General features: G+C 66.9%; 8 protein-coding genes. 4 read left to right on the top strand and 4 right to left on the bottom strand.

Annotation, left to right across the window (positions count from 1 at the left end; genetic code table 11):
* The first annotated feature begins 89 nt into the window (after window positions 1-89).
* Window positions 90-335, top strand: a complete 246-nt coding sequence (locus BRAS3809_RS25760; protein WP_008964955.1) for a GlsB/YeaQ/YmgE family stress response membrane protein — start codon at window positions 90-92, stop codon at window positions 333-335.
* 98 nt (window positions 336-433) lie between these two features.
* The gene (locus tag BRAS3809_RS25755; RefSeq protein ID WP_008964954.1) at window positions 434-1,276 is read left to right on the top strand and encodes an AAA family ATPase; all 843 of its coding nucleotides are present in this window, start codon (window positions 434-436) and stop codon (window positions 1,274-1,276) included.
* A gap of 53 nt (window positions 1,277-1,329) precedes the next feature.
* Here the strand turns inward: BRAS3809_RS25755 and BRAS3809_RS25750 are convergent, their stop codons facing one another.
* Window positions 1,330-1,701, bottom strand: a complete 372-nt coding sequence (locus BRAS3809_RS25750) for a response regulator (protein WP_008964953.1) — start codon at window positions 1,699-1,701, stop codon at window positions 1,330-1,332.
* Window positions 1,694-5,377 (bottom strand): PAS domain-containing protein, encoded by a 3,684-nt coding sequence (locus BRAS3809_RS25745; RefSeq protein ID WP_008964952.1) that lies wholly within the window; start codon window positions 5,375-5,377, stop codon window positions 1,694-1,696. The genes BRAS3809_RS25750 and BRAS3809_RS25745 overlap by 8 nt, the downstream gene beginning before the upstream one ends.
* 238 nt (window positions 5,378-5,615) lie before the next feature.
* Here BRAS3809_RS25745 and BRAS3809_RS25740 point away from each other — a divergent pair, with 238 nt between their 5' ends.
* Complete coding sequence (locus BRAS3809_RS25740) at window positions 5,616-7,127, top strand: helicase HerA domain-containing protein (RefSeq protein ID WP_008964951.1); 1,512 nt, start codon at window positions 5,616-5,618, stop codon at window positions 7,125-7,127.
* Window positions 7,128-7,175: 48 nt separating this feature from the next.
* Here the strand turns inward: BRAS3809_RS25740 and BRAS3809_RS25735 are convergent, their stop codons facing one another.
* Window positions 7,176-9,305 (bottom strand): phosphocholine-specific phospholipase C, encoded by a 2,130-nt coding sequence (locus BRAS3809_RS25735; protein ID WP_008964950.1) that lies wholly within the window; start codon window positions 9,303-9,305, stop codon window positions 7,176-7,178.
* Window positions 9,306-9,572: 267 nt separating this feature from the next.
* Between BRAS3809_RS25735 and BRAS3809_RS25730 the strand changes: the two genes are divergently transcribed.
* On the top strand, window positions 9,573-11,156 hold the full coding sequence (locus BRAS3809_RS25730; RefSeq protein ID WP_502685682.1) for an ATP-binding protein: 1,584 nt from the start codon (window positions 9,573-9,575) through the stop codon (window positions 11,154-11,156).
* 801 nt (window positions 11,157-11,957) lie between these two features.
* Here BRAS3809_RS25730 and BRAS3809_RS25725 read toward each other — a convergent pair.
* On the bottom strand, window positions 11,958-12,774 hold an 817-nt coding region (locus BRAS3809_RS25725), incomplete at its 5' end, for a helix-turn-helix domain-containing protein (RefSeq protein ID WP_035658582.1).

The raw sequence follows: 12,774 nt of genomic DNA, 5'->3' as shown, positions 1-12,774 counted from the left end.
GCGTCAAGGGCCGCCCCTGCGGGCTCACCCTGGACCGGCCGGCTTTTTGCTCTACAATCCCTGGAACAACGGATGGAATGGGGGTTTTCATGGGTATCATTGCAGCGCTGATCATCGGCGCCGTCGCGGGCTGGCTGGCCGGGCTGATCGTGCGCGGCGCCGGTTTCGGGCTGATCGGCAACATGGTCGTCGGCATCATCGGCGCCCTGGTCGCGAGCTACGTGCTGCCGGCGCTGCACATTGCGCTCGCCAGCGGCACTTTGGGCGCCATCCTGGACGCCACGATCGGCGCCGTCATCGTGCTCGTGATCCTCTCGCTGATCCGGCGCGCTTGATTATTTCCGCTTCCGATGGCAGCCATCATCTCAAAGCCGCCGCGGCCACGGCCGCGGCGTAGCCACTCAACACAAGTTCGACCGACAAGCGAGGCGCGATGAAATTTACCGGTACCCAGGACTACGTCGCCACCGACGACCTCAAAGTGGCCGTCAACGCGGCGATCGTGCTCGAGCGCCCGCTGCTGGTGAAGGGCGAGCCCGGGACCGGCAAGACCGTGCTGGCCGAGGAGGTCGCCAAGGCCGTCAACGCGCCGCTGCTCACCTGGCACATCAAGTCCACCACCAAGGCGCAGCAGGGGCTCTACGAATACGACGCGGTGTCGCGGCTGCGCGACAGCCAGCTCGGCGACAGCCGCGTGTCCGACATCAAGAACTACATCAAGCGCGGCAAGCTGTGGGAGGCGTTCACCGCCGAGCAGCGCCCCGTGCTGCTGATCGACGAGATCGACAAGGCGGACATCGAATTCCCGAACGACCTGCTGCTCGAGCTCGACCGGATGGAATTCCACGTCTACGAGACCAACGAGACCATCAAGGCCAAGCTGCGCCCGATCGTCATCATCACCTCCAACAACGAGAAGGAGCTGCCGGACGCCTTCCTGCGCCGCTGCTTCTTCCACTACATCAAGTTCCCCGATGCCGACACGATGGGCCGCATCGTCGACGTCCACTTCCCGAACATCAAGAAGCGCCTGGTCGAGGAAGCCCTGCGCATCTTCTTCGAGGTGCGCGACGTGCCGGGCCTGAAGAAGAAGCCGTCCACCTCGGAGCTGCTCGACTGGCTCAAGCTGCTGCTCAACGAGGACATCGGCCCCGAGCAGCTGCGCGAGCGCGATCCGCGCAAGCTGATTCCGCCGCTGCATGGGGCGCTGCTCAAGAACGAGCAGGACGTGCACCTGTTCGAGCGGCTCGCCTTCCTCAGCCGCCGCGAGGTTTGAGGTCCTCGCGCCCGGATCGGCCGGTGGGGAGCCGCGATGCGTCGTCGTCGCACTCACTTGTCGATCAGGCGCCCGAGCGTGCGGATGATGCCGTCGACCGCGATCGGCTTCTCGCAGCGGAGGATCTTGGAGAACCGGTCCGGAATGATGGACTCGTCGTAGCCGGTCGTGAACACGAAGGGAACGCCGCCTTCGATCAGCAGGTCCGCGACCGGAAACGCCATCTCGCCGCGCAGGTTCACGTCGAGGACAGCGCCATCGATCCTGTCCTCACATTTGGCGAGCGCGAGAGCGTCGGCGACGGTTCCGACCGGACCCAGCACGGTCGCACCGGCGCCCCCGAGTTCGCCGCGCAGCTCGTCGGCAAGCATGTATTCGTCCTCGACGACGAGGATACGGCGGTGACGGAGCGGGCTTTCAAGCATGCTCTTCGAGCTCCAGCGTACTAAGCGAAACGGGGATCGAAATCATGCAGCGGACGCCATCGGGCGTGAACCGGTACGACGTCCTGGCGCTGAGCTGATACGGCAAGGCCTGCTCGATCAGCTCGCGCCCCTGCCCCGTCCCGGCAGGCATCGCGCCTGGAGGCGGCATCTCGACGCCGCTTTCCCGCCAATCGATGTGCAGCCATGGCCTGTCGTCGGCGCCGCTGCGCTCGAGCGTCCAGATCACCGCGAGACGGCCTGACGGCTGCGCCAGCGCGCCATACTTGACCGCATTGGTCACCAGCTCATGCAGCGCCATCGCGAGCATTTGCACCGTCGACGACCGCAGCCGCACACCCGCCGGGCCATCGAGGACGACGCGCTCGGATCCTCCGGCGACGGCGGTCAGCTCGCTGCGGATCAGGTCGTCGAAGCTGACGCGATCATGCTCCGTCAGGCGCGACAGCAAGCCCTGGACGCGCGACAGCGTGTCCAGCCGGTCGCGGTAGCGTGCGCGGAAGTCGGGCAGATCCGTGCTGGCGCGCGCCGTCTTGTCGGCCATCGAACGAACCACGCCGAGGAGATTGCGCGTGCGATGCTGCAGTTCCGCCACCAGCACCTTCTGCCGCTCTTCCCACTCGCGCCGCTCGGTGACGTCGATCATCGCGCCGGTCATGCGGATCGGCCGCCCGGCGTCGTCGTAGAAGAAGCGTCCGCGGCCATACAGGCAGCGCACGCTGCCATCCGGATGGATGACGCGAAACTCGCGGGCATATTCCTCGCGCGCCTCCATCGCCCGGCGCAGCGCAGCTTCGGTTGCGGCTCGATCCTCCGGATGAAGACGCGCCGTCCAAGCCTCATAGCTCGGGGTGACCTCGCCGACGCCATAGCCTTCCATGCGGAAGTGCTCGTCCGACCAGTAGACCTCGCCCGTCGTGACGTTCCAATCCCACAGCCCCAACCGTCCGACCTCGACCGCGCTGCGCAGCCGCTCCTCGCTCTTGCGCAGCGCATGCTCGGCCTGCTTCTGCTCGGTGATGTCGCGGGCGGCACCGAACCATTCGACGACGTCGCCGCCGCTGCCGAGCACCGGAATGGCGCGCGAATGCGCCCAGCCCAGCGTGCCGTCGACCCGGATGACGCGGTGCTCCAGTTCGAAGACGCGCTTGGCTTCGATGGCGCCGGTGATGGCTGCGATCACCTGCCCCTGGTCGTCCGGATGAATGTACTTCGCGAGCCAGCGCTGGCTGGGTGTCATGGTGTCGGCGATGAAATCCTTGCCCTGGAGATAGAGCATCTCCGTCCAGTCGGCGCTCATGCGATAGACGATGTCGGAGCTCGCGGTGACGAAGGCGCGAAACCGCTCCTCGCTGTCGCGCAGACGCTCCATCGCCTCGGCGCGCAGACGCGCCATCCTGAGATGCGCCTCGACCCTGGCGAGCAGCTCGCGCGCGCTGAACGGCTTGATCAGATAATCGTCGGCCCCTGCCTGCATGCCCTCGACCCTGCTCTCCTCGCCGACACGGGCCGAGAGCAGGATGACGGGGATGGTGCTGATCTGCGCATTGGCCCGCACATGTGCGAGCAACTGCACGCCATCGACCCGCGGCATCATCACGTCCGACAGGACGAGATCGGGCCTAGCGCGGCCGATGGCCGCGAGCGCAGCCTCCCCATCTGCAACGGTCTCGACATCGTAACGCACCGCGAGCAGCCGGCGGACGTAGTCGCGCATGTCGGCATTGTCGTCGGCGAGCAGGATGCGGGCCCGCGGCGCGTCCGTCTCGCTCGGCGATACGGCAAGATCGGTCTCCGTAACGGCGGGCACTGCATCCGGCAGCCAGCGCCGGGCCTCTTCGACAAAGGGCCGCGCAGCGCGCGACAGGTCATCCTGTGCAACAGAAAAAACGCTGGGTGCGTCAGGCAGATGACTTCGTCCTCGGGGGATACGCACGGCAAATGTGCTGCCTTGTGCGAGCACGCTGGTGACGCCGACCGATCCGCCATGCAGCTTTGCCAGCTCCTGCACCAGCGCCAGGCCGATCCCCGAGCCCTCATGGGTGCGGCCCTTTGCCCCCGCCACGCGATGAAAGCGTTCGAACAGCTTCGGCAATTCGTCCGGCCGAATGCCGCTGCCGGTGTCGCGGACCGTGAGCTCGAAATTGCCATCGATCTCGCGCAGCTTCACCTCGATCTCGCCCGCGAAGGTGAACTTGAACGCGTTCGACAGCAGATTGAGGACGATCTTCTCCCACATCTCGCGATCGACATGGGCGGGCTGACGCAGCGGCGGACAATCGACGATCAGCCTCAAGCCTGCCGCCTCGATCGCCGAACGAAACACGCTGGCGATCTCCGCCGTGAAGCCCGACAGATCGGTGGGCACATAGGCGGCCTGCATCCGGCCGGCTTCGAGGCGCGAAAAATCCAGCAGCGTGTTGACGAGCTTGAGCAGCCGCAGCGCGTTGCGGTGGGTGATCTCCAGGCGGTCGCGGTCAGCCGCAACCGGGCCTTGCGGCCGTGACAGCACGTCTTCGAGCGGCCCGAGCATCAGGGTCAGCGGCGTGCGGAACTCGTGGCTGATATTGGCGAAGAACGCGGTCTTGGCGCGGTCGATCTCGGCAAGCCTCTCGGCGCGCCGCCGCTCCTCCTGATAGGCGAGCGTCTCCGCAAAGGTGCTGCCAAGCTGGGTCGCAATCAGCTGGAAGAAGCCCTGGTGCTCGGCGTCGAGCGCGCGCCGTGGATTGACGCCGCAGATCAGGATCGCTTTCGGCAGCTCCCGTCCGGTGGTGATCGGCAGCATCAGCGCCAACTGTGGCGGCTCCTGCCAGGCACCGGTCGGCAGGTCGCAGTATCTCGCAGGGTCCAGCACCACCCTTGTCGGCGCGGCGGCGCCTGCGGCAGCCCGCATCGGCCAGGGCGCGTCATCGCCTTTGTCGTGCATGATCCGCACGGGCGCGAGCGGACTGCCCGGCTGAACGCCGGACGCGCCGAGAAGCTGAGCGTCGCCATCATCGTCCAGCGCGTAGATCAACGCGAACGGCACGTCGTGCCGGTTCTCGGCGAGCACCTCGGCGACCCCGCGGCATGCGTCCTGCAGACTGGCAGCGCGCCCGCGCGCGGCGAGATCGCGCAGGGTGCGCATGCGGCGTTCGCCGATGATCTTCGCGGTGGTCTCGATCACGGGCGTGAAAACGCCGCCGACGCCGCCGGTCTCATCGCGAATCGGCGAGTAGGAGAACGAGAAGTAGGTCTCCTCGGTGTAGCCATGACGGTCCATGAACAGCGGCAGGTCACGCGAGCGTGTGGCTTCGCCTTGGGTCAGAACCTGGCGCAGCATCGGGCCGATGACGTCCCAGATCTCCGGCCAGACAATACGCCCGGGAGCTCCGAGGGCAGCGGGATGCTTCTGTGATCCGAGGATCGGGCGGTACTCGTCGTTGTAGAGCATGACGAGCTCGCTGCCCCACCAGATCAAGATCGGGAATGCGCAGTCCAGGCACGTGCTCACCGAGGTCCGCAGCGATTGCGGCCAGCACTCGGGCGGACCGAGCGGCGTCCGCGACCAGTCGTGGCTGCGCATCAACGCCCCCATCTCACCGCCGCCCTGCAGGAAGTCGGCCCCGCGCACGATCGATTGAGACGTTGCGCGACCGGCGTCCGAATGCCCGTTCACTCGTTGCCCCTTTTTGGCCGCAGAGTAGCCCGAACCGCGCGGCCGCGCCAAGCGCTGGCCGGTTTCGAGCGCTCTTTTGGCCCGATATGGAACCCGCATCCTTCGGTTCGGTTCCCAGGCCGGCGAACCATCCACAGACGGCCATCGGACACGGGACAAGCCGCAGCGACCGCTCGACGCAACGCTCCGGGCTTGTTAAGCGCCAGCCTCTGCGGGACGCGGGCTTGAGTCGGGGCACATGACGGTTGCGATCGAGATGGGGCAGACGGCGGCGGGATCGCCTGCGGCCCTGGACCTCGAAGAACTGCTGGCGACCCGCCTCCTCGTGCAGGGCAATTCCGGCTCCGGCAAATCGCATCTGTTGCGCCGGCTGCTCGAGCAGAGTGCACCTTGGGTCCAGCAGACGATCATCGATCCCGAGGGCGACTTCGTCACCTTGGCCGAGCGATTCGGCCATCTCGTCATCGAGGCCGAGGACCACACCGAGCGCGCGCTGCAGGTCGCCGGCGAGCGGGCGCGGATCCATCGCGTGTCGACCGTTCTCAACCTCGAGGGGCTCGACGCCGAGAACCAGATGCGGCGGGCGGCGGCGTTCCTCAACGGCCTGTTCGAGATCTCGCGCGACCATTGGTACCCGATGCTCGTCGTCGTCGACGAGGCCCAGCTGTTCGCGCCGGCCGTCGCCGGCGAAGTCTCCGACGAGGCGCGCAAGGCCTCGCTCGGCGCCATGACCAACCTGATGTGCCGCGGCCGCAAGCGTGGGCTGGCGGGGGTGATCGCGACGCAGCGGCTGGCGAAGCTCGCCAAGAACGTCGCGGCCGAGGCCTCGAACTTCCTCATGGGCCGCACCTTCCTCGACATCGACATGGCGCGCGCCGCCGATCTGCTCGGCATGGAGCGGCGCCAGGCCGAGGCGTTCCGCGACCTCGAGCGCGGCCAGTTCATGGCGCTCGGCCCCGCGCTGTCGCGCCGTCCGCTCGGCCTGCGCATCGGTGCGACCGAGACCAAGCCGCGCAATGCGACGCCGCGGCTGATGCCGCTGCCGGAGGCCGCGCTCGAGGACGCCCGCGCCGTGATCCTCGCAGCGCCCCCGCCGGAGACCAACCCGCGGCCGCAGCGCAAGCCGCAGCCGGAGCTGCTCGACCAGCTGATCGCGGCGAAGTCCGCCGCACTCGAGCTGCGCCCCGAGCCGCCGCCGCCGGAGGTCAGCGAGGAGGAGCTCGCCGAGCGCCGCACCCGTGTGGAACGCGTGCTGCGCGCCGTGCTGGCCGAGCCCGACGCCGGCTTCCGCGCCGTCGGCGTGCTCTACCAGGAATTCGTCGTCCGCTGCCGCATCGAGGGATTGGGAACAGCCGTGCCCGACCTCAACGAATTCCGCCGCATGCTGACCCGCGCCCGCGCCGGCCTCGGCGGCGACGAGACCTCCGACGACGCCGGCTGGCAGGACGTCACCCTGCGCGCCTCGCTGCTGCCCGAGGACATGCAGGGCGTGTTCATGATGCTCGCCCGCGCCGCCAAGGACGGCCGCCCCTGCCCGAGCGACGCCGCGATCGCGCGCGCCTATGGCTCGCATTCGCTGCGCCGGGCGCAGCGGCTGCTGACCTATATCGAGGACCAGGGCCTGATCGTCTGCCAGCTCGATGGCGCCGGCCGCCGCATCGTCACCCTGGTCGAGCTCGCCTGGGCCACCGCGCCCGGCGACCCCAACGCCGACGACGCCGATCAAGCTCTCGTCACCTCTTCGTCCTGACGATGCGCCCGGATCGCTCCGGGCGCATCGCGTTGGTAAAGTCCGCGATCAGGTCGCGGCGATCTTGCCCATCGCCGGATCGCTGATGCTGGGCCGGCCGTTCTCGACATGACCCGCGAGCTGCCAGTTGAAATTGGCGTCGCTGTCCGCCGTGACCGTCAGGTCGTACCAGCCATGGGTCTGCTGCAACTGCACCTGCGTCTCCAGCCGCTGGCCACGCTGCAGGCGGTGCCGCTCGCTGCGTCCCGTGTAGTTGTCGACGAGCGTCACGACGCAGCTCGCGCCCTTGTTGGTGAGCGCGATCGCGAGGCTGCGCGTGTCGTCGTCGCCGCCCCAGTTGCAGAGATGGACGGTGTCGACGTCGATCAGCGCGGCCATTGAGGCGACGCCGCCCTTGAAGTGGCGGAAGAAGCCGTTCGGGCCATACACCGACAGATCATATTGGCCGACGCTGGCCGCGAGGTCCCACACGCCGTTGAGCGACTTGCCGGCCTCGACCGTGTAGCTCCACGGACCGGTGGCGGTGTTGCCCGAGCGGACGTGGAAGCAGACGCCGGCCTGCCCCGGATTGACGAAGCGGATGCCGAACTTCTTGTTGGCGGCATCGGCGTCGCCGTCGACGCGCAGATCATACGGCAGCGCGCGGGCCGGACGGATGCCGGGCTCCTGTTGCGGCAGGACCTGCTTGGCAGGCGGCACCGGATGGTAGTCGTCGAAGCGGGCGCCCGAGGTGAGATCGGCAGCCGGCGGCTTGAAGCCGGTCGTGCTCGGCAGCGGCGCGAGGCCCTCGTTCGGCGAGGTGAAGTTGAACGCCGAGGTGAGGTCGCCGCAAACCGTGCGCCGCCAGGCCGGGATGTTGGTCTCGAACAGATCCTTCGCGTGGCGATGGAAGCGGCGCTCGATGAAGCGGATCACCGAGGTGTGGTCGAACACTTCCGAACACACGTAGCCGCCGCGCGACCACGGCGACACCACCATCATCGGCACGCGCACGCCGAGACCATAGGGACCGGCGAGATGATTGGCGTCGCCGGCGAACAGATCGGTGCTGACATCGACCGTCGACTGTCCATACGCCTGCGACATCGCCGGATAGGGACCGACGACGTGATCGAAGAAGCCGCCGCCCTCGTCGTAGTTGATGAGCAGCGCGGTCTTGCTCCACAGCTCCGGGTTCGACGTCAGGATATCCAGCACCTTGGAGATGTACCAGGCGCCCGGACCCGGCAGCCAGTTCGGATGCTCGCTGAACGCTTCCGGCGCCGCGATCCACGACACCTGCGGCAGGGTACCGTTGCGGACGTCGTTGCGCAGATCGTCGAACAGGTTCTCGAACGTGCCGCCCTTGGCGATGTTGCTGCCGCGCAGCGCCTTCTCATACAGCGGGCTGCCCGGCTGCGAGTTCTGGTACTGGTGGAAATACAGCAGCGAGTTGTCGCCGAAATTGCCGATCCAGGGATTCTCGGTCCAGCCCCAATAACCGGCCGCGGTCAGGCCGACGCCGATGTCCTGATAGACCTTCCAGGAGATCCCGGCCTTCTCCAGCCGCTCCGGGAACGTGGTCCAGTCATAACCGGCCTCGGCATTGGTGATGACCGGGCCGCCATTCTTGCCGTCATTGCCGTCCCAGCCGGTCCACAGATAATAGCGGTTCGGATCGGTCGGGCCCATCACCGAGCAGAAATACTGGTCGCAGATCGTGAAGGCGTCGGCGAGCGCGTAATGCCAGGGCAGATCCTGCCGGTTCATGCAGGTCATCGTCGTGGTGCCCTTGTTGGCGATCCACTTGTCGTAGTTGCCGTTGTTCCAGGACTTCTGGCCGTCGTTCCAGCCATGCGCGACGTCCTCGACATAGACCTGGCCGGCGTTGTCGACACGGAACGGCATCACAGATCCGGCGCCGTTCGGCTGCTGCCAGACCGGATTGCCGTTCGGCAGCTTCACGGCGCGCGGATCGTTGAAGCCGCGGACGCCGCGCATCGCGCCGAAATAATGATCGAAGGCGCGGTTCTCCTGCATCAGCACCACGATGTGCTTGACGTCCTCGATGCTGCCGTGGCGGTTGAACGCCGGAATGGCATGCGCGCGCTCGATGCTCTGTCCCAGCGCAGCGGTTGCAGCCGAGGCGCCGAGCAACCTCAAGAACTCGCGCCGGTTGTGCGCGATCGTGTTCGACATCTCTTTCACTCCCCAAGTGATGAAGGTGTCGAGCGGCTTAGGTCGCGGCGTTAACAGGGGCGTGACCGCGGGGTTAAGGATGTGTGGCAGGCAATTGACGGCGGCTTGCCGAGGGGCGCGCATGCCGGCACCAGCCGCCATTGCCATCAGGATCAGCATCGCCCTTGCGCTGGAGCCGAAAAGCTGAATGATCCGACCGTTTTGAGGCGAAGGCAGGCCCGGTTGGCCACCGGCCTGACGCCTTGTGTTGTCGAGGGTTTTTTGCCGATGCCGAGGTTGACGCCACTGGCAGCAGGCGTGCCAGGATGGATTTGGCTGCAGGCCGCGTCCCAAGCCGTCATCGCCTGCGCCTTTTTCACGATTGCCGCCGTGATCGGCATGTTCCTGTGGCGACGCTGGCGCGACGTGTTGTTTCGCGGGGTCGTCGCGGGGCTGGCCGGCTATGCCGCGGTTTGCGGCATCGGGCGCATCGTTGCCATCGTCGATCTCTGGATTCCCACCGGCGACGCCAGTACCATCGTCGACGCCATACAGGCCCTGCTGTCGTTCGGCCTCATCGCCATCATGGTGAGGATCCTGCCGCAACTCCTGGTGCTGCCGACGCGCATCACGTTGCAGAAGGCCTATGCCCAGCTCGAGGAGGAGGTCCGGCAGCGCCGCGCCGCCGAGGCCATGGTGCGGCGGTTTCAGGAGATCGAGGCCAACGAGGCCCAGGTGCGGCAGGCGCAGAAGATGGAGGCGATCGGCCAGCTCACCGGCGGCGTCGCGCACGACTTCAACAACATCCTCACGGTCATCACCGGCACCATCGAGATCCTTGCCGACGCGGTCAAGGACAAGCCGCAACTCGCCGGCATCGCCGCCATGATCAGCGCCGCCGCCGAGCGCGGCGCCGACCTCACCCGGCATCTGCTCGCCTTCTCGCGCCGCCAGCCGCTGCAGCCGCGCGCCACCGACGTCAATGCGCTGGTGGTCGATGCGGCGCGGCTGCTGCGGCCGACGCTCGGCGAGCAGATCGAGATCGAATCGATGCTGGGCCATGACAGCGCGCCGGCCCTGATCGATCCCAGCCAGCTCTCGACCGCGATCCTCAACCTCGCGCTCAATGCGCGCGACGCGATGCCGGATGGCGGCAAGCTGACGTTGGAGACCAAGAACGTCACGCTCGACGAGGACTACGCGCGGCTGAACCGCGACGCCAAGCCGGGCAGCTACGTGATGATCGCGGTCAGCGATACCGGCCAGGGCATTCCGGCCTCGCTGCTCGACAAGGTGTTCGAGCCGTTCTTCACCACCAAGGACGTCGGCAAGGGCTCCGGCCTCGGCCTCAGCATGGTCTACGGCTTCGTCAAGCAGTCCAACGGCCACGTCAAGATCTACAGCGAGCAGGGCCACGGCACGACGGTGAAGCTCTATCTGCCGCGCGCGGCGAGCGCGCCGGAGCAGCCGGCCGCTGAGACCGGCCGTCCGGCGGTCGCCCGCGGCGACGAGACCATCCTGATCGTCGAGGATGACGCGCTGGTGCGCGACTATGTCGTCGCCCAGGTGCGCCGGCTCGGCTACCGGACGCTGTCGGCGAGCAACGCCGCCGAGGGCCTGGCGATCATCGACAGCGCCGAGCGGATCGACCTGCTGTTCACCGACGTCATCATCCCCGGCGGCAAGAACGGCCGCCAGCTCGCGATCGAGGCCGAGAAGCGGCGCCCTGGCCTGAAGGTGCTGTACACGTCGGGCTACACCGAAAACGCGATCGTGCATCACGGCCGCCTCGACGCCGACGTGCTGCTGCTCGCCAAGCCATATCTCAGCGCCGATCTCGCCCGCATGATCAGGACCGCGCTGGAGGCGTGAGGCGCACCGTCATGAATGGCGCAGAGCGTTGTCACGTTTGCCCGGCTCGCGCCTCACATTCGGTGTCGTCCCGGCCTTGAGCCGGGACCCATACGCCGCGGCGGATCTGGCTGGGCGAGATGGAGCGGCCATTGTGCCTCAAAGTTCTCCCTGGGGTTATGGGTCCCGGCTCGAGGCCGGGACGACGGCGGGGAGCTTGGCTCACACCTTCCGCCACACCGCATGCCGAGGCCACACAGCGTGAAGACACGGCATCACCTTCCCGCGGCACGTCGCGCCCGGGTGATGCATCGCTGATGTCCCTCCCGAAAAACGAGAGGGCGCGGAGAAGGCCGGGAGCCTGCCGCCCCCATGGCCCGCCTGCAGAAGAAAAATGCAGGCGGCAGTCACCACAGGTTCGGCCTGGTCATCCCGGCCTTCCCCGCGCGATGGCTTTACGGATTATACGTGCTCTCCCTGGGGATCGGGCTGTCTTGTCCCCATTTTGCGACGACGCGCCCTTGGCGCGTTGCGCAGACCTCAGCGTCGAGAGGCCAGGACCACACGACTTCTCCGTACGCGACGCGCATGCTCGTCCAGCACCGCGTCCCGTCCATCGCAACCCACCTCCACGTATCGTGACGACGCGTACGTCCCTCTGCATGAGGCGGGTCGAACGAGACCATCGACCTGATTTGCCCGACGACGCAAGCGGCAACGCCTGCGGCGAAACAACACGACGGGCAATATGTGCATGACGCGCATGCAGGACTTGCCCGTCGTGCAGATGCGGCGGATCACGCGATCTTGGACCAGCCGATCCTAATTGGGGGACGACGCTCGCCTCAGACTTTCCGACGGCGTCTCGCCATAGACCTTCCGATATTCCTTGGCGAAGTGTCCGGGATTGCTGAAGCCGCAGCGCAAGGCGATCGACATCACCGTGGCGCCCGGCTCCGGAGCGCAGAGCATGCGGCGGGCATGCTGCATCCGGATCTGCTTGATCCTCTCGCCGAGCGACATGCCGCTGGTCGAAAAATACTGATAGACGGCGCGGGGACTGATGCCGAACTGAGCTGCCAACTGCTCGATCGACGCCTTCTGCTGCCAGTGCAGTTCGACATGGTCCAGCATGCGGCGGATCGGCTCGGGCATGTCCTGCTGCTGGCGTGTCGCCGTCACGTCAACCACGGCGCCGACGAGATGCAACCGTCCCTCCGTCGGGCTGTAGACACAGGTGCCCATGCCGCGCACCCAGCGTGCCGTTCCGGCACCGTCGATCACCCGATACTCTCGGGTGTATCCGGTCCGCTTGGCGATCGCCCGCTCGATCGCTTCCTCGAGGCCGTCGCGATCCTCCTGGTGAACGCCAGTCAAGATCTCTCCGAGCGAGCCCGCGCACGGCGCTCCCGATTCGGGCCGGCGGTCTTCCGCGGTGACGATCAGGTTGAACGTCGAAAGCCCTGCGAGCTTTTCCGCCGCCGCAAGCTGGGTCTCCAGGATCTTGGTGGCCGTGATGTCCTCGACGACGGCACAAATCCATTTGATGCGGCCGGCAGCATCGCGAATCGGATTGACCATCACCCGCCCCCAGACGACGCTGTCATCCGGCCGGACATACCGCTTCTCGATTCGGTAG

The sequence above is a fragment of the Bradyrhizobium sp. STM 3809 genome (assembly GCF_000239795.1).
Lineage (GTDB): Bacteria > Pseudomonadota > Alphaproteobacteria > Rhizobiales > Xanthobacteraceae > Bradyrhizobium.
The sequence above is the reverse complement of the archived record's forward strand: the minus strand, read 5'-3'. Positions and strand labels throughout refer to the sequence as shown.